The organism is Enterobacter sp. E1 (assembly GCF_016809815.1).
Lineage (GTDB): Bacteria > Pseudomonadota > Gammaproteobacteria > Enterobacterales > Enterobacteriaceae > Enterobacter > Enterobacter adelaidei.
Window position 1 is genome coordinate 24,056 of the sequence record NZ_JAFBJM010000008.1, and the last position, 16,957, is coordinate 41,012.

16 protein-coding genes and 1 pseudogene are annotated in these 16,957 nt (G+C 54.4%); 5 read left to right on the forward strand and 12 right to left on the reverse strand.

What is annotated here, in order from left to right; translation table 11 throughout:
- Positions 1-22: 22 nt before the first annotated feature.
- Positions 23-541 carry a type 1 glutamine amidotransferase domain-containing protein gene (locus tag JGF26_RS17780; RefSeq protein ID WP_008501486.1) on the forward strand — a complete coding sequence of 173 codons (519 nt, stop codon included), beginning with the start codon at positions 23-25 and terminating at the stop codon, positions 539-541.
- On the opposite strand, the gene JGF26_RS17785 is transcribed toward JGF26_RS17780, so the two are convergent.
- Entirely contained in the window at positions 521-955 is a 435-nt protein-coding gene (locus tag JGF26_RS17785; RefSeq protein WP_134708515.1) for a YhbP family protein, read from the reverse strand. The genes JGF26_RS17780 and JGF26_RS17785 overlap by 21 nt on opposite strands.
- 14 nt (positions 956-969) lie before the next feature.
- Between JGF26_RS17785 and JGF26_RS17790 the strand changes: the two genes are divergently transcribed.
- Complete coding sequence (locus tag JGF26_RS17790; protein WP_108091077.1) at positions 970-1,299, forward strand: GIY-YIG nuclease family protein; 330 nt, start codon at positions 970-972, stop codon at positions 1,297-1,299.
- Here the strand turns inward: JGF26_RS17790 and JGF26_RS17795 are convergent.
- On the reverse strand, positions 1,286-1,789 hold the full coding sequence (locus JGF26_RS17795; RefSeq protein WP_028017056.1) for an N-acetyltransferase: 504 nt from the start codon (positions 1,787-1,789) through the stop codon (positions 1,286-1,288). The genes JGF26_RS17790 and JGF26_RS17795 overlap by 14 nt on opposite strands.
- Positions 1,783-2,307 carry an SCP2 domain-containing protein gene (locus JGF26_RS17800; RefSeq protein ID WP_028017055.1) on the reverse strand — a complete coding sequence of 175 codons (525 nt, stop codon included), beginning with the start codon at positions 2,305-2,307 and terminating at the stop codon, positions 1,783-1,785. The genes JGF26_RS17795 and JGF26_RS17800 overlap by 7 nt, the downstream gene beginning before the upstream one ends.
- A 211-nt stretch (positions 2,308-2,518) precedes the next feature.
- On the opposite strand from JGF26_RS17800, the gene JGF26_RS17805 reads away from it, so the two are divergent.
- From JGF26_RS17805 to JGF26_RS17815, 3 genes are all read left to right on the forward strand, one after another.
- Positions 2,519-3,514, forward strand: coding sequence for a peptidase U32 family protein (locus tag JGF26_RS17805; RefSeq protein WP_028017054.1), 996 nt, complete (start codon positions 2,519-2,521; stop codon positions 3,512-3,514).
- A gap of 7 nt (positions 3,515-3,521) precedes the next feature.
- Positions 3,522-4,400 carry a U32 family peptidase gene (locus JGF26_RS17810; RefSeq protein WP_128348184.1) on the forward strand — a complete coding sequence of 293 codons (879 nt, stop codon included), beginning with the start codon at positions 3,522-3,524 and terminating at the stop codon, positions 4,398-4,400.
- An 89-nt stretch (positions 4,401-4,489) separates the two neighbouring features.
- Entirely contained in the window at positions 4,490-5,491 is a 1,002-nt protein-coding gene (locus JGF26_RS17815; protein ID WP_128348185.1) for a luciferase-like monooxygenase, read from the forward strand.
- A gap of 57 nt (positions 5,492-5,548) precedes the next feature.
- Here JGF26_RS17815 and mtr read toward each other — a convergent pair whose 3' ends face one another.
- The 9 genes and pseudogenes from mtr to infB all read right to left on the reverse strand — a co-directional run bounded on the left by mtr (position 5,549) and on the right by infB (position 16,938).
- Complete coding sequence (gene mtr, locus JGF26_RS17820; protein ID WP_129324185.1) at positions 5,549-6,793, reverse strand: tryptophan permease; 1,245 nt, start codon at positions 6,791-6,793, stop codon at positions 5,549-5,551.
- A gap of 142 nt (positions 6,794-6,935) precedes the next feature.
- Complete coding sequence (locus tag JGF26_RS17825) at positions 6,936-8,825, reverse strand: DEAD/DEAH family ATP-dependent RNA helicase (protein ID WP_028017050.1); 1,890 nt, start codon at positions 8,823-8,825, stop codon at positions 6,936-6,938.
- A complete protein-coding gene (gene yrbN / locus JGF26_RS17830) occupies positions 8,818-8,898 on the reverse strand; it encodes a protein YrbN (protein ID WP_097533792.1) in 81 nt (26 codons plus the stop codon). The genes JGF26_RS17825 and yrbN overlap by 8 nt, the downstream gene beginning before the upstream one ends.
- A gap of 107 nt (positions 8,899-9,005) precedes the next feature.
- The gene (gene nlpI, locus JGF26_RS17835; protein WP_008501476.1) at positions 9,006-9,890 is read right to left on the reverse strand and encodes a lipoprotein NlpI; all 885 of its coding nucleotides are present in this window, start codon (positions 9,888-9,890) and stop codon (positions 9,006-9,008) included.
- A gap of 50 nt (positions 9,891-9,940) precedes the next feature.
- Positions 9,941-12,137: pseudogene (gene pnp / locus JGF26_RS17840) on the reverse strand (polyribonucleotide nucleotidyltransferase).
- Positions 12,138-12,379: 242 nt separating this feature from the next.
- Positions 12,380-12,649 carry a 30S ribosomal protein S15 gene (gene rpsO / locus JGF26_RS17845; protein WP_003861789.1) on the reverse strand — a complete coding sequence of 90 codons (270 nt, stop codon included), beginning with the start codon at positions 12,647-12,649 and terminating at the stop codon, positions 12,380-12,382.
- A 154-nt stretch (positions 12,650-12,803) separates the two neighbouring features.
- Positions 12,804-13,754, reverse strand: a complete 951-nt coding sequence (gene truB / locus JGF26_RS17850) for a tRNA pseudouridine(55) synthase TruB (protein WP_028017048.1) — start codon at positions 13,752-13,754, stop codon at positions 12,804-12,806.
- Positions 13,754-14,158: a 30S ribosome-binding factor RbfA gene (gene rbfA, locus JGF26_RS17855; RefSeq protein ID WP_003024988.1), complete on the reverse strand. Its 405-nt coding sequence runs from the start codon at positions 14,156-14,158 to the stop codon at positions 13,754-13,756. Before rbfA ends, truB begins: the two co-directional genes overlap by 1 nt.
- Positions 14,159-14,247: 89 nt before the next feature.
- Complete coding sequence (gene infB, locus JGF26_RS17860; protein WP_028017047.1) at positions 14,248-16,938, reverse strand: translation initiation factor IF-2; 2,691 nt, start codon at positions 16,936-16,938, stop codon at positions 14,248-14,250.
- Positions 16,939-16,957 lie beyond the last annotated feature (19 nt).

Below are 16,957 nucleotides of genomic sequence, written 5' to 3' on the forward strand. Positions count from 1 at the left end.
AAGCCAAAACAACGGAGGAAGCATGGGCAAAAAAATCGCAGTCTTGATTACCGACGAGTTTGAAGATTCAGAATTCACCTCTCCAGCCGAGGCGTTCCGCAAGGCGGGACATGAGGTCATCACCATTGAGAAAGAAGCGGGCAAAACGGTGAAAGGTCATAAGGGCGAGGCCAGCGTGACCATCGACGAGACTATCGATAACGTTAGCCCGTCAGATTTTGACGCCTTGCTGTTACCCGGCGGCCATTCACCGGATTCCCTGCGCGGTGACGAACGCTTCGTGACCTTTACACGGGACTTTGTCTCTACCGGCAAACCGGTCTTTGCCATCTGCCACGGCCCGCAACTGCTCATCAGCGCTGAGGTTGTACGCGGGCGTAAGCTCACGGCTGTGAAACCGATCGTTATCGATCTGAAAAATGCGGGAGCCGAGTTTTACGATCAGGAAGTGGTCAACGACAAAGACCAGCTGATCACCAGCCGAACCCCGGACGATCTTCCGGCATTTAACCGCGAAGCGCTACGCCTGCTCGGCGCGTAGCCAGTGCAGCTTCTTGCCAAAGCCCAGCGTGTTGTCGGTAAATTTCAGCTCATCAAGGCGGATTTCCCATACCGGGGCTTTTAGCGCAGCGGCAACCGGAAAGCGGCGCGTGTAAAGCTTACGACGCGCGTCGCTCTCTTCTCCGTCCAGACGACGGATTTCCCCTTTAAACTGCACCCCACGGATCAATGCGACCGTTTTAGGCTGGCCATTCACCGTGCCCGCGACCTCCGCCTGCTGGCCAGTCATCTGCGCATGACGTGTCTTATCTTCACTCATGATATAAAAGGCCACACGCTCCGGATCGTAGTAGTAAAACGCGTTTGCGCACCACATCTCACCCTCGCTGTACACGCACCAGGTGACGACATGCTGTTTCGCCAGCCAGCGGTTAATGGGGGCCAGTGTTTCCATTTTCATTCTCTCTCATGCTATGGTGCGTTCACCTTAACATACTGAATCTGTTTACCGTGTGCTGGTTTCTCTATCTTGTCCGAACCGCTGATAACGCACTCTACACCGGGATCACTACCGATGTGGCGCGGCGTTTTTTACAACATCAAACGGGAAAAGGGGCAAAAGCACTGCGGGGGAAAGGAGAACTACAACTCGCCTTTTCAGCACCTGTTGGTGACAGATCGCTGGCGCTAAGACTGGAATACCGTATTAAGCAGTTGACGAAGCGCCAGAAAGAGCGCCTCGTGAGCGGAGACGGCTCGTTTGAGGCGCTACGCGAGCACCTGATTAAAAGCGATTGAAATGGTCGTGGTACTCGACCAGGCCATTGACCCCGTTGAGCGCGTCGTCCGCCAGACGATGGACCTGGAAAGCAGATTCCGTACCCGGCCAGCGGCAGCGCAGATCGTAATGCGCGGCCTGCTCAAAGCCCAATCGTCCATAGAACGCCGGATCGCCCAGCGTGACAACGGCCGCATAACCAAACTCATTCAGCGAATCCAGCCCTTCATAGACCAGCTGACGTGCCAGCCCTTGCCCGCGATAGTTTTCATCTACCGCCAGCGGTGCCATTCCCACCCACTGAAGATCTTCGCCCTGAACGATGACCGGACTGAAGGCCACATAGCCGACCACCTGACCTTCGTCATCGGTAGCAACCAGCCCCAGCGTAATCAGGCCATCTTCACGGAGATCGTGGACCAGTTGGGCCTCGGCATCGCTCTCAAAAGAGCGGCGTAGCAACGCATCAATTCCCGGTGCATCAATCCCAATTTCAACTCGAATCAGCATGGCTCACCTACTGAAGTGTGTTTGCTTTCCGGCGGGCTTTTCAGCCCAGCCTCAACGAAATCTGCCATTTGCATCAACATGACACGCAGCGCTTTTGGCATCTGCTCCAGCTCAATGGCATCCATTAAATTCTTAACGTACAGGCCCAGCTCCGTATCGCCTTCAATGACCAGACGACGCTGGAAGAAGAGCGTATCCGGATCTTGCTTACGCGCGGCAATCATCAGCAGATCGCTGGCGTTGGCGCTAAAGCTCACATCCGCGTCAGCGGATTCACGTACGATCAGCTGATCATTCTCAACGGAGGTAAACCAGCGTAGCCCGATGTCACGCACTTCAATGCTTAGCCAGCGGCCTTCCAGGAACTCCAGCTCGCCGTCCTGCAGCGCCTGGCGGAACTGCCAGCTCAGGACCTGCTCCAGCACCTGGCGTTTAAGCGCGAACGGTGCCAGCTTGACCGGCACGCTCAGCATTGATGGACCAAATTGTACGAGACGTGAACGCAGTTTATCCAGCACGAGCTTTACTCCCTGATATCTATAGTCCTGCTATTTTGCCATATCCGAAGCGCAACATAGCGGCGTAAATCAACAAACCGTCGTCCGCCGTACCTCATTATTGGTGCCATCAATACGCCATTAGCTGCCTTAAATCAAAAATTGTCGCGTATGGGTTAATTAAAATCCCAGCTCGTTAACAATTTTGCGATCGACTACATCAGGATAAATTATGGAGCTGCTCTGCCCAGCCGGAAACCTTCCGGCGCTTAAGGCGGCCATCGAAAATGGGGCCGATGCGGTCTATATCGGGCTGAAAGATGACACCAACGCCCGCCATTTTGCTGGCCTCAACTTTACGGAGAAAAAGCTTCAGGAAGCCGTTAACTTCGTTCACCAGCACCGCCGCAAACTGCATATCGCCATCAATACTTTTGCCCATCCTGATGGCTATGCCCGCTGGCAGCGTGCGGTGGATATGGCGGCACAACTGGGTGCGGATGCGCTAATCCTGGCCGACCTCGCTATGCTTGAGTATGCGGCAGAACGCTATCCCCATATTGAGCGCCACGTCTCTGTTCAGGCATCTGCCACTAACGAAGAGGCCGTGCGTTTTTACCATCAACACTTTGACGTGGCCCGCGTGGTGTTGCCGCGCGTGCTCTCTATTCATCAGGTTAAGCAACTCGCGCGCGTCACGCCAGTGCCGCTTGAAGTTTTTGCTTTTGGTAGCCTGTGCATCATGGCTGAAGGCCGTTGCTATCTTTCCTCTTATTTAACCGGTGAATCGCCGAATACCGTCGGGGCCTGCTCCCCTGCCCGATTTGTTCGCTGGCAGCAAACGCCGCAGGGGCTGGAGTCTCGTCTGAATGAAGTACTGATCGACCGCTATCAGGACGGTGAAAACGCTGGCTATCCGACGCTGTGTAAAGGTCGCTATCTGGTCGATGGCGAGCGTTACCACGCGCTGGAAGAACCCACCAGCCTCAACACGCTGGAACTGCTGCCGGAACTGCTGGCGGCCAATATTGCCTCGGTAAAAATCGAAGGTCGCCAGCGCAGCCCGGCGTACGTGAGCCAGGTGGCGAAAGTCTGGCGTCAGGCCATCGACCGCTGCATGGCCGATCCGCAGAACTACGCCCCACAACCGGCCTGGATGGAGACGCTCGGCTCGATGTCCGAAGGCACGCAAACCACGCTTGGCGCGTATCACCGTAAATGGCAGTGAGATAACCATGAAATATTCATTAGGGCCGGTGCTCTACTACTGGTCAAAAGAGACGCTGGAAGATTTTTACCAACAGGCCGCCACCAGCAGCGCCGATGTGATTTATCTCGGTGAAGCCGTGTGCAGCAAACGCCGCGCCACTAAGGTCGGCGACTGGCTGGATATGGCAAAAAACCTGGCCGGAAGCGGCAAACAGGTGGTGCTTTCAACGCTCGCACTGGTACAAGCCTCTTCCGAACTGGGAGAACTGAAGCGTTACGTTGAGAACGGCGAGTTCCTGCTGGAAGCGAGCGATCTGGGCGTGGTGAACATGTGCGCTGAACGCAAGTTGCCGTTTGTCGCGGGTCATGCGCTGAACTGCTATAACGCCGTCACCCTGCGTCTGCTGCTCAAACAGGGGATGACGCGCTGGTGCATGCCGGTAGAACTCTCCCGCGACTGGCTGGTAAACCTGCTGACTCAGTGCGAAGAGTTAGGCATTCGCAATCAGTTTGAAGTGGAAGTGCTCAGTTACGGCCACCTGCCGCTGGCCTACTCTGCCCGTTGCTTTACCGCGCGCTCGGAAGATCGCCCGAAAGACGAGTGCGAAACCTGCTGCATCAAGTACCCGAACGGGCGCAGCATGCTGTCTCAGGAGAATCAGCAGGTATTTGTTCTGAACGGTATTCAGACCATGAGCGGTTATGTCTATAACCTGGGCAATGAGCTGGCATCGATGAACGGGCTGGTAGACATGGTGCGTCTGTCGCCGCTGGATACCAGCGTGTTCGCAATGCTGGACGCCTTCCGCGCCAATGAAAACGGGACATCTCCGCTGCCGCTGACCGCTAACAGCGACTGCAACGGTTACTGGAAGCGCCTCGCCGGGCTGGAACTGCAGGTATAGCGATAAAGTGTAAAGGCTCACTTTGTTAACAACGGTTATTAATTTTTAATGCACTATTAAAAGATTCACCGTCGACAAAGTGAGCTGTTATGACTAATAAAACCATTCCGTTTTCGGTGCTGGATCTGGCGCCGATCCCACAAGGCTCCTCAGCGGGCGAGGCCTTTTCCCACTCTCTGGATCTTGCTCTTCTTGCCGAAAAACGTGGCTATCACCGCTACTGGCTGGCGGAACACCACAATATGGTGGGTATCGCCAGTGCCGCGACATCAGTACTGATTGGCTATCTGGCGGCGAACACCACCACGCTGCATCTCGGATCCGGTGGCGTCATGCTGCCGAACCATGCGCCCCTGGTGATTGCCGAGCAGTTTGGTACGCTCAATACCCTCTATCCAGGGCGCATTGATTTAGGGCTTGGCCGTGCGCCGGGCAGCGATCAACCGACCATGCGCGCGCTACGTCGCCATATGAGTGGGGATATCGACAACTTCCCACGCGATGTGGCGGAACTGGTGGACTGGTTCGATGCGCGGGACCCGAACCCACACGTGCGCCCGGTTCCGGGCTACGGCGAGAAGATCCCGGTGTGGTTGCTGGGCTCAAGCCTCTACAGCGCACAGCTTGCCGCACAGCTGGGGCTGCCATTTGCGTTTGCCTCACACTTCGCGCCGGATATGCTGCATCAGGCGCTGCATCTCTACCGCACGAACTTCAAACCATCTGAACGTCTGGAAAAACCGTACGCGATGGTGTGTATCAACATCATTGCCGCCGACAGCAATCGCGACGCGGAATTCCTGTTCACCTCCATGCAGCAGGCCTTTGTGAAGCTGCGCCGCGGCGAGACGGGTCAACTCCCGCCGCCGGTGGAGAATATGCATCAGCTGTGGTCCGCTTCCGAGCAGTATGGCGTGCAGCAGGCGCTGAGCATGTCTCTGGTGGGCGATAAGGCGAAAGTGCGTCACGGGCTTGAAGCGGTGCTGCGTGAAACGCAGGCGGATGAGATTATGGTTAATGGCCAGATTTTCGATCACCAGGCACGTTTGCATTCGTTTGAGCTGGCGATGCAGGTGAAAGAAGAAATGTAGGGAAGTGTGTTTTGTTACTCCGGCCCTCTCCCTGTGGGAGAGGGCGAAAAGAGTCGTTTACTGATACACAGGCAACAGGTTAAAACTCGACAGCACGTGCACCAGCGCGTTACCGATACCAAACACCAGAATCAGCACAATCATTGGCTTGCCGCCCCAGACGCGGAATTTAGGGCTGCCGAAGCGTTTACGTGATTTGCGCGCCAGCAGCGCCGGGACAATCGCCGCCCAGATGGTTGCCGCCAGTCCGGCATAGCCGATGGCGTACAGGAAGCCGTTCGGCCACAGCAGGCCACCCACAATCGGTGGCAGGAAGGTCAGCAGCGCGGTTTTGAAGCGCCCCATAGCAGAATCATCAAAGCCAAACAGATCCGCCAGGTAGTCAAACAGGCCCAGCGTTACGCCGAGGAAAGAGCTCGCCACGGCAAAGTTGGAGAACACCACTAGCAAGAGATCCAGGCTACGGCTGTTCAGCACACCACTCAGCGCCTGCACCAGCACATCAATGTTACCGCCCTTCTGCGCAATGCCGATAAATTCCGGACGCGGGATATTACCCATCGTCCCCAGCAGCCAAATCACATACAGACCCAACGCCAGCAGCGTGCCGTAGACCAGGCATTTCACAATCGTACGCGGATCTTTGCCGTAGTACTTCATCAGGCTCGGCACATTGCCGTGGTAGCCGAACGACGCCAGACAGAACGGTAGCGTCATCAGCAGGTACGGCGTATAGGAGGTATTCACTTCGGCGACGTTAAACAGTGTAGCGGGAGTGACGTGCCCCAGCAGGCTGCCGAAGGTCAGGAAGAAGGTGATGACCTTCGCGCCCAGCACAATCGCCGTCATGCGGCTCACCGCTTTGGTACTCATCCAGACGATAAACGCCACGCCAAGGGCAAAACACAGCCCCGCCAGACGCGCCGGAACGTTCAGCGACATCTCCGAAAAGGTGTGGTGCAGAATAGAACCGCTCGCTGAAATATACGCGTAGGTCAGGATGTAAAGCACAAACGCGATGGAGAGGCCGTTCACCAGGTTCCAGCCTTTACCTAAAAGATCTTTGGTAATGGTGTCGAAGCTCGAACCAATACGGTAGTTCAGGTTCGCTTCGAGGATCATCAGCCCGGAATGGAGCATACAGAACCAGGTAAAGACCAGCGCCGCCAGCGACCAGAAGAACCACGCACCGGACATGACCACGGGCAGGGAGAACATCCCGGCCCCAATAATGGTTCCGCCGATGATCACCACGCCGCCAAGCAGCGAAGGTGACGTTTGGGTGGTGGTTAGTGTCGCCATACAGCCATTTCTCCAGTCAATAATGCGGTGATGCATTTTAATGTGCAGCACTGTACCAGTACAGGAGTACAAAAGAAATAAAAAAAGCCCCGATAGCGTTTATCGGGGCTGTATATTTTACTTTACGTCAGTGGCGTAAGGCTTACGCGTCACGTCGACGGCTTGAACCTTCGTCACGACGTGGGCCACGGTTTTCACGGCGCTCGCCGGAGAAACGACGACCTTCACCGCCACGACCTTCACTGCGACCGCCTTCACGACGCTCACCACCGAAACCGCGACCACCGCCACGACGTTCACCGCCACGGTCAGGACGTGGCTGTGCATCGCCCAGCAGCTGCATGTTCATCGGCTTGTTCAGGATGCGGGTGCGAGTAAAGTGCTGCAGTACTTCGCCCGGCATGCCTTTTGGCAGCTCAATGGTAGAGTGGGATGCGAACAGCTTGATGTTACCAATGTAACGGCTGCTGATGTCGCCTTCGTTAGCGATCGCGCCAACGATATGACGAACTTCAACACCATCATCACGGCCCACTTCAATGCGGTACAGCTCCATGTCGCCCGCGTCACGACGCTCACGACGTGGACGGTCTTCACCACCGCGCTCTGGACGGTCACCACGTGGGCCACGATCGTTACGGTCGCCACGACGTTCGAAGCGATCGTCACGGTCACGGAATTCACGCTTAGGACGCATTGGTGCATCTGGTGGCACGATCAGGCTACGTTCGCCTTGCGCCATTTTCAGCAGTGCTGCAGCCAGGGTTTCCATATCCAGCTCTTCGCCTTCAGCGGTTGGCTGAATCTGCGACAGCAGTGCACGGTACTGATCCAGATCGCTGCTTTCCAGCTGCTGCTGAACTTTCGCGGCGAATTTCTCCAGACGGCGTTTGCCCAGCAGTTCTGCGTTTGGCAGGTCAGCTTCTGGAATGGTCAGCTTCATGGTGCGTTCGATGTTACGCAGCAGACGACGCTCACGGTTCTCAACGAACAGCAGAGCACGACCCGCACGACCCGCACGACCGGTACGGCCGATACGGTGAACGTAAGACTCGGAGTCCATCGGAATATCGTAGTTAACAACCAGGCTGATACGCTCAACGTCCAGACCACGTGCTGCCACGTCGGTTGCAATCAGGATATCCAGACGGCCGTCTTTCAGACGCTCCAGAGTCTGCTCACGCAGGGCCTGGTTCATGTCGCCGTTCAGCGCTGCGCTGTTGTAGCCGCTACGCTCAAGCGCTTCAGCCACTTCCAGGGTCGCGTTTTTGGTACGAACGAAGATAATCGCCGCATCAAAATCTTCCGCTTCGAGGAAACGTACCAGCGCTTCGTTTTTGCGCATGCCGTATACAGACCAGTAGCTCTGGCTGATGTCCGGGCGAGTGGTGACGCTGGACTGAATACGCACTTCCTGCGGCTCTTTCATGAAGCGGCGGGTAATGCGACGAATCGCTTCTGGCATGGTTGCAGAGAACAGCGCGGTCTGATGACCGTCCGGGATCTGCGCCATGATAGTTTCTACGTCTTCGATGAAGCCCATACGCAGCATTTCATCTGCTTCATCCAGTACCAGGCCGCTCAGTTTAGAGAGGTCCAGAGTACCGCGCTTCAGGTGATCCAGCAGACGGCCAGGCGTACCGACAACAATCTGTGGGCCCTGGCGCAGGGCGCGTAACTGCACGTCATAACGCTGGCCGCCGTACAGGGCTACCACGTTTACGCCGCGCATATGTTTAGAGAATTCCGTCATTGCTTCAGCAACCTGAACAGCCAGTTCACGGGTTGGAGCCAGGACGAGGATCTGCGGTGCACGCAGGTCCGGATCAATGTTGTTCAGCAGCGGCAGCGAGAACGCCGCAGTTTTACCGCTACCAGTCTGGGCCATGCCCAGCACGTCACGACCAGAGAGCAGATGTGGGATACATTCTGCCTGGATCGGAGATGGTTTTTCGTAACCCAGATCGTTAAGGGCTTCAAGGATAGGAGCCTTCAGGCCCAGATCTGCAAAAGTGGTTTCGAATTCAGCCATGTAGTACGAGTGCCTCAATGTCAATGGCGGCCAGTCTACTTAGCTCATCGTGAAAATGATCTGCAATTTTCATTGAAAAGTGTGAACCGGCTCAAATTAGATGTATTGACGAACAACAACGCCCTCACCAGTTAAGGTGATGGCAATCAAAAGATTACGGGCTGATGTTTATGTCGTCAGCTATTGCTGGTCCGATTCTGCCAGGTCGTCTTGCTCCTGGCCCAAGAGCGATAATTCCAACAATGCATAACGGTGCTCAACGAAGTTGTGTACGTTGTTAGCAACCGCTAATTTGAACAGTGCCGTAGCGCTGTCCTTATCCCCCAGACTTAGGTAGTACTTACCTAAATAGAAGTTGGTTTCACTGAGATGCTCAGCGAGCGAGGTGTTATCCGTTGCGTCCGCCTTGAGGCGTTCCATCAGCGTTGCTTCGCTAATGTTGCCCAGGTAGAACTCGACAATGTTCCATCCCCACTGTTCCTTGTCCGATTTATCGAAGCGCTGTTTCAGTGCCTCTTTTGCCTGCTTCTCATCGAGCTTCCGCTCAACGATGTAAAGCCACAGGCTACGGAAAGGATCATTAGGATCGTCTTGATAAAACGCCAGCAGATCATCTTGCGCTAACTTGTCACGACCGCCGTAATATAATGCGATACCGCGATTCAAGTGCGCGTAGTTGTAAGTTGGATCAAGCTCAAGTACAGAATCAAACGCTTCATAGGCAGCATCAAAATTGCCTGCCTGCGTTAAATAAATGCCTAAGTAATTGAATACTTCAGGCATATCAGGTCGGATTGCCAGCGCTTGTGAAAAATCATTTCGCGCCAATGCCCTCAGACCGAGACTATCATACAACACTCCGCGCTCATATAAAAGCTGTGCGCGTTCGTCATCGGTTAAAGCCCGACTGGCAAGAATTTGTTCCATGCGTGCCAGAATCACTTCCTGCTGCAAAGTCGGTTGCAATGGCACTGCGAGGACTTCGCTCTTACGCCAGGCAGAGTTGCTGCATCCTGCCAGCGTTAGAGCTGTCGCAACGAAACACCAGCGCAAAAAAGGCTTCATTTCCCACTCCCGAAGACAACTATTGGATGAACGTCCTGTCCCCCGGCGGCTTAACAAGGCGTCCTGCCTGATAATAGGCCCTCCGCAAAGCGGAGGGCAAATGGCAACTTACTCGCCTTGCTGTTCTGCTGCCTGTGCTTCTGGCGCAGCAGCTGGCTGAGACTGCTCGGTTGCTTCTTTAATGCTCAGACGGATACGGCCCTGGCGGTCAACTTCCAGAACTTTAACCGGTACTTCCTGGCCCATCTGCAGGTAATCGGTCACTTTCTCAACGCGCTTGTCAGCGATCTGAGAGATGTGAACCAGACCTTCTTTACCGCCACCGATGGCAACGAACGCGCCAAAGTCAACGATACGGGTCACTTTACCAGCGTAGATACGGCCCACTTCGATTTCTGCGGTGATTTCTTCGATACGACGGATAGCGAATTTCGCTTTCTCGCCATCGGTTGCAGCAATCTTCACTGTACCGTCATCTTCGATTTCGATGGTGGTGCCAGTTTCTTCGGTCAGAGCACGGATAACAGAACCGCCCTTACCGATAACATCTTTGATCTTGTCTGGATTGATCTTGATGGTGTGAATACGCGGAGCGAACTGAGAAATATCGCCACGCGGTGCGTTAATCGCCTGTTCCATCACGCCCAGGATGTGCAGACGCGCACCTTTAGCCTGGTTCAGAGCAACCTGCATGATCTCTTTGGTGATACCTTCAATTTTGATATCCATCTGCAGTGCAGAGATACCGTCGCGGGAACCCGCTACTTTGAAGTCCATATCGCCCAGGTGATCTTCGTCGCCCAGAATGTCAGACAGAACAACAAAGTTGTCGCCTTCTTTCACCAGACCCATTGCGATACCCGCAACAGCGGCTTTGATTGGCACGCCTGCATCCATCAGCGCCAGAGAGGCACCACACACGGAAGCCATAGAAGAAGAACCGTTAGATTCGGTGATTTCAGAAACCACACGAACGGTGTACGGGAATTTGTCTGCGTCTGGCATCACTGCCAGCACACCGCGCTTCGCCAGACGACCGTGACCAATTTCACGACGCTTCGGCGAACCCACCATACCGGTTTCACCTACGGAGTACGGAGGGAAGTTATAGTGGAACAGGAAGCTGTCAGTACGCTCGCCCATCAGTTCGTCGATGATCTGTGCATCACGGGCAGTACCCAGAGTTGCCGTCACCAGCGCCTGAGTTTCACCACGGGTGAACAGTGCAGAACCGTGAGTACGTGGCAGTACGCCAGTACGAACGTCCAGACCACGGATCATGTCTTTTTCGCGGCCATCGATACGCGGCTCACCAGCCAGAACGCGGCTACGAACAACGTTTTTCTCGATTGCGTGCAGGATTTCGCCAATTTCGTTAGCGTCCAGCGTTTCGTCTTCAGCAACCAGGGCTGCGGTAACGTCAGATTTGATCACGTCAACCTGAGCGTAACGCTCTTGTTTGTCAGTGATACGGTACGCATCGCTCAGACGAGATTCTGCCAGTGCAGCAACGCGTGCATTCAGTGCGTCGTTTGCCGCTTCTGGCTGCCAGTCCCAACGTGGTTTACCCGCTTCTTTCACCAGGTCGTTGATGTTCTGGATAACAACCTGCTGCTGATCGTGACCGAAGACCACGGCGCCCAGCATCTGGTCTTCGCTCAGCAGTTCAGCTTCGGATTCAACCATCAGGACAGCCGCTTCAGTACCTGCAACCACCAGGTCCAGCTTACTTTCTTTCAGCTCTTCCTGAGTTGGGTTCAGTACGTACTGGTCGTTGATGTAACCTACGCGCGCGGCACCGATTGGGCCATTGAATGGAATACCAGACAGTGACAGGGCAGCAGATGCACCAATCATCGCTACGATGTCCGGGTTAACCTGTGGGTTAACGGAAACAACGGTCGCGATAACCTGAACTTCGTTCACGAAACCTTCCGGGAACAGCGGGCGAACGGGACGGTCAATCAGACGCGCGATCAGGGTTTCGCCTTCGCTTGGACGGCCTTCACGACGGAAGAAACCACCTGGGATTTTACCGGCAGCGTAAGTACGCTCCTGGTAGTTAACGGTCAGCGGGAAGAAGTCCTGACCTGGTTTTGCTTTTTTCTGGCCCACTACGGTCACGAATACCGCGGTGTCATCCATGCTTACCATAACGGCAGCAGTAGCCTGACGTGCCATCATGCCGGTTTCCAGCGTGACGGTATGTTGACCATACTGGAATTTACGAACGATCGGATTCAGCAAAGTTCTGTCCTTTCTTAAATGTTTGACAGCACACCCACGGCGTGCTGTCGATTTAACCCGACCTTCTTCGCATCCTCGCGACTAATGACAACCGACACCCTCATGGGTGAAGCCTCTCATTAGCCGCGCGAACCTCTGCAATGAAGATCATTTATAGCAACAATACAATAGTTTCCAGTGAATTGCTGCCGTCTGGTTGAAAAAAGGGGCCATCAGGCCCCCTTTTCTGAAACTCGCAAGACTTAGCGACGCAGACCCAGACGCTCGATCAGCGCGGTGTAGCGTGCAACATCTTTACGTTTCAGGTAGTCGAGCAGTTTACGACGCTGAGAAACCATGCGCAGCAGACCACGACGGCTGTGGTGATCTTTTTTGTGCTCTGCAAAGTGACCCTGCAGGTGGTTAATCTGTGCAGTCAGCAGTGCAACCTGAACTTCGGTAGAACCGCTGTCGTTAGTACCACGACCAAACTCAGAAACGATTTTAGCTTTAGCTTCAACGCTTAGAGACATTTTCAAACTCCAAAGTATAAAGAATGTAAGGATGCCGATCTCTAATTCAGCAATCCAATGTACGCCCCGCAAATTGTTAAACAATTTACCAGACGTTAAGCGGCAATATTCTACTCGTCTCCCCTGCTTATCGCAAGGTGAGCCGTTATCGCCGTCACGCTTCTACCGGGTATTCGACGACCAGACGGCGTGGCGCAACGCGCCCTTCACCATCCATTTCGCCCATCCCAATAAACTTGCCTTCATCACCTTCAGTCACGCGTACCAGACCTTCCAGCGGCGCATCAGCCGTACGAACGGGGTTTCCGTTCTTAAAGTAAACGGACGATGTTAAAGGAAGATTAACAACAGGGAAGTCCGCTGCCGGACTGTCCATTGGCATCAGCAATGGATCCAGTAAATCTGCTGGAGCAATCCCCTGGGCTTCAGCCTGTTCAACCAACGCGCGAAGATGTTCAAGGGTCACCATCCGCTCTACTGGATACTTACTCACCGCAAGGCGGCGCAGGTAGATAACATGCGCGCCACAGCCCAGTTTTTCACCGAGATCGTCGATGATGGTACGAATATAGGTGCCTTTCGAACAGTGTACTTCCAGCTCCAGCTCATCCCCTTCATGGCGAATAAACAGCAGTTCATACACGGTTATGGGACGGGCTTCACGCGGGACTTCAATGCCCTGGCGTGCATATTCGTAGAGTTTTTTTCCCTGATATTTCAGCGCCGAATACATCGACGGCACCTGCATCGTGTCCCCACGGAAGCTCTCCAGCGCAGCATCAAGCTGTTCCGCGCTGAATGTCACCGGACGCTCTTCTACCACCTGACCATCTGCGTCGGAGGTATCCGTACGCTGTCCTAGTTTGGCAATAACGCGGTAACGCTTATCGGAGTCGAGCAGATACTGGGAAAACTTTGTCGCCTCCCCCAGACAAACCGGCAGCATACCGGTTGCCAGAGGGTCCAGCGCACCCGTGTGGCCCGCACGGTTGGCGTTAAAAATACGCTTAACTTTTTGCAGCACGTCGTTGCTGGAAGCGCCCTGGGGTTTATCCAGCAGCAGCACACCATGCACGTCGCGACCACGACGACGAGGACGACTCATTAGTCCTCCTTGCTGTCGTCCGCTGGGTTAACACGACGTTCGTCGTCATGTTTCACCACGCTGGTTACCAGGTTAGACATACGCATACCTTCGACCAGCGAGTTGTCGTAGAAGAAGGTCAGCTCAGGCACGATACGCAGACGCATCGCTTTACCAAGCAGAGAGCGGATGAAACCAGAGGCTTCCTGAAGGGCTTTGATACCGTTTTTAACTGCGGCTTCATCCTGATCGTTCAGGAAAGTCACGAACACTTTGGCATACGCCAGGTCACGGGACATTTCTACGCCAGACACGGTGGTCATCATACCCACGCGAGGGTCTTTAATTTCACGTTGCAGAATGAGGGCGATCTCTTTCTGCATTTCCTGCGCTACGCGCTGAGGGCGACCAAATTCTTTCGCCATAATAAATTCTCCAGACAAAAAAGGGGCTAAAGCCCCTTTTTTAAATTATTGCCGGGTGGCGCGAGGCGATCCCGGCCTACAATCGGTCATTAAGCGATGGTACGCTGAATTTCGATGATCTCGAACACTTCGATCATATCGCCAACGCGAACGTCGTTGTAGTTCTTCACGCCGATACCACATTCCATACCGTTACGGACTTCGTTCACGTCATCTTTGAAGCGGCGCAGAGATTCCAGCTCGCCTTCATAGATAACCACGTTGTCGCGCAGGACACGGATTGGGTTGTGACGCTTGATGATACCTTCGGTAACCATACAGCCCGCGATCGCACCGAATTTCGGTGATTTGAACACGTCACGTACTTCAGCCAGACCGATGATCTGCTGTTTCAGCTCAGGAGACAGCATCCCGCTCATCGCAGCTTTCACTTCGTCGATCAGGTTATAGATGACGGAGTAGTAACGCAGATCCAGGCTTTCCGCTTCGATCACGCGGCGAGCAGAAGCATCAGCACGCACGTTGAAGCCAACCAGGATGGCGTTGGACGCTGCAGCCAGGGTTGCGTCAGTTTCGGTGATACCACCTACACCAGAACCGATGATCTTCACTTTAACTTCGTCGGTGGACAGTTTCAGCAAGGAGTCGGAGATCGCTTCCACAGAACCCTGAACGTCGGCTTTCAGAACAACGTTCACTTCGTGAACTTCGCCCTCGGTCATGTTGGCAAACATGTTCTCGAGTTTAGATTTCTGCTGACGAGCCAGTTTAACTTCACGGAATTTGCCCTGACGATACAGTGCAACTTCACGCGCTTTCTTCTCGTCACGCACAACGGTCACTTCATCACCGGCAGCCGGAACACCGGACAGACCCAGGATTTCCACTGGAATGGACGGACCTGCTTCCAGGACTTCCTGACCCAGTTCGTTACGCATCGCACGAACACGACCGTATTCGAAACCACACAGGACGATATCGCCTTTATGCAGCGTACCTTCGCGAACCAGAACGGTAGCTACAGGGCCACGGCCTTTATCCAGGAAGGATTCGATAACAGCACCGCTCGCCATACCGTTACGGATCGCTTTCAGTTCCAGAACTTCAGCCTGCAGCAGGATCGCGTCCAGCAGCTCGTCGATACCGGTACCTGCTTTCGCAGACACGTGTACGAACTGGCTTTCACCGCCCCACTCTTCTGGCATGATGCCGTACTGGGACAGTTCGTTTTTAACACGATCCGGATCCGCTTCTGGCTTATCGATCTTGTTCACTGCAACCACGACCGGCACACCCGCCGCTTTCGCGTGCTGGATAGCTTCGATAGTCTGTGGCATAACGCCATCGTCAGCAGCAACAACCAGAACAACGATATCTGTCGCCTGAGCACCACGAGCACGCATTGAGGTAAACGCGGCGTGGCCTGGGGTATCCAGGAAGGTGATCATACCGTTGTCAGTTTCTACGTGGTAAGCACCGATATGCTGGGTAATACCACCCGCTTCACCGGAGGCCACTTTCGTAGAACGAATGTAGTCGAGCAGAGAGGTTTTACCGTGGTCAACGTGACCCATGATGGTCACCACTGGCGCACGCGGCTCAGCCGCTGCACCGGTGTCACGGTCGCTCATTACCGCTTCTTCCAGCTCGTTTTCACGACGCAGGATAACTTTGTGGCCCATCTCTTCGGCAACCAGCTGTGCGGTTTCCTGGTCGATAACCTGGTTGATGGTCGCCATTGCGCCCAGCTTCATCATCGCTTTGATGACCTGAGAGCCTTTAACTGCCATCTTGTTCGCCAGATCGCCAACGGTGATGGTTTCGCCAATCACAACGTCACGGTTAACGGCCTGAGCTGGCTTCTGGAAGCCCTGCTGCAGAGAAGAACCTTTACGCTGTTTGCCACCTTTACCACCACGTACCGCTGCACGCGCTTCTTCACGGTCAGCTTTAGACTCGGCGTGTTTATTGCCTTTTTTCGCCGGACGCGCTGCTTTCGCATTGCGACCACGACCACGACCGCCTTCAACTTCACGGTCGTTATCATCTTCAGCCTGACGTGCGTGCTGAGAAGTGGTCACATGATAGTCGCTGGTATCTTCAGACTGCTCAGCGGTATCAACACCGTTCTTCTCGTTTTCTTCTGCCATACGACGTGCTTCTTCAGCCACACGACGTGCTTCTTCTTCCAGCTTACGACGGGCTTCTTCTTCCGCTTTACGCTTCAGCTCGGCAGCTTCATTTTCACGGCGGGCTTTTTCAGCCTGGGCGGTTTTGGTCATTTCGTCTGTCTGTTGATTGCTCACTTTGTCTTTTTCCGCAGCGTCACGCTTCACTTTATCACTTGCGTCGCGTTTCGCTTTTTCTGCGGCCTCACGTTCAGCTTTTAATTCTGCTTCACGTTTAGCGGTTGCTTCCGCCTCACGCTGAGCTTGTTCTTCCGCTTCACGCTGTGCCTGCTCTTCCGCGGCAAGGCGTTCTGCCTCTTGCGGATCACGTTTTACAAAGGTGCGCGTCTTGCGGACTTCAATTTGTACCGATTTGCTTTTGCCGCCGGTACCTGGGATGTTTAACGTGCTACGCGTTTTGCGTTGCAGCGTTAACTTGTCAGGCGTCGAACCGTGTTCACGGTTCAGATGCGTTAACAAGGTTTGTTTTTCTTGCGCGGTCACCGAGTCATCAGCGGACTTCGGGATCCCTGCATCAGCAAATTGCTGTACCAGGCGGTCCACGGAGGTCTGAATCTCAGCAGCCAGCGATTTTACAGTTACATCAGTCATGCTGTTCCTTCCTGCTACA

Bases quoted from the DNA above. Each gene is read 5' to 3' on its own strand.
- JGF26_RS17780 (WP_008501486.1), top strand. From the start codon at position 23: ATGGGCAAAAAAATCGCAGTCTTGATTACCGACGAGTTTGAAGATTCA.
- JGF26_RS17790 (WP_108091077.1), top strand. From the start codon at position 970: ATGCTATGGTGCGTTCACCTTAACATACTGAATCTGTTTACCGTGTGC.
- JGF26_RS17805 (WP_028017054.1), top strand. From the start codon at position 2,519: ATGGAGCTGCTCTGCCCAGCCGGAAACCTTCCGGCGCTTAAGGCGGCC.
- yrbN (WP_097533792.1), bottom strand. From the start codon at position 8,898: ATGAAAATTGCAGATCATTTTCACGATGAGCTAAGTAGACTGGCCGCC.
- rpsO (WP_003861789.1), bottom strand. From the start codon at position 12,649: ATGTCTCTAAGCGTTGAAGCTAAAGCTAAAATCGTTTCTGAGTTTGGT.
- nlpI (WP_008501476.1), bottom strand. From the start codon at position 9,890: ATGAAGCCTTTTTTGCGCTGGTGTTTCGTTGCGACAGCTCTAACGCTG.
- truB (WP_028017048.1), bottom strand. From the start codon at position 13,754: ATGAGTCGTCCTCGTCGTCGTGGTCGCGACGTGCATGGTGTGCTGCTG.
- mtr (WP_129324185.1), bottom strand. From the start codon at position 6,793: ATGGCGACACTAACCACCACCCAAACGTCACCTTCGCTGCTTGGCGGC.
- JGF26_RS17815 (WP_128348185.1), top strand. From the start codon at position 4,490: ATGACTAATAAAACCATTCCGTTTTCGGTGCTGGATCTGGCGCCGATC.
- JGF26_RS17795 (WP_028017056.1), bottom strand. From the start codon at position 1,789: ATGCTGATTCGAGTTGAAATTGGGATTGATGCACCGGGAATTGATGCG.
- JGF26_RS17785 (WP_134708515.1), bottom strand. From the start codon at position 955: ATGGAAACACTGGCCCCCATTAACCGCTGGCTGGCGAAACAGCATGTC.
- infB (WP_028017047.1), bottom strand. From the start codon at position 16,938: ATGACTGATGTAACTGTAAAATCGCTGGCTGCTGAGATTCAGACCTCC.
- JGF26_RS17825 (WP_028017050.1), bottom strand. From the start codon at position 8,825: ATGGCTGAATTCGAAACCACTTTTGCAGATCTGGGCCTGAAGGCTCCT.
- rbfA (WP_003024988.1), bottom strand. From the start codon at position 14,158: ATGGCGAAAGAATTTGGTCGCCCTCAGCGCGTAGCGCAGGAAATGCAG.
- JGF26_RS17810 (WP_128348184.1), top strand. From the start codon at position 3,522: ATGAAATATTCATTAGGGCCGGTGCTCTACTACTGGTCAAAAGAGACG.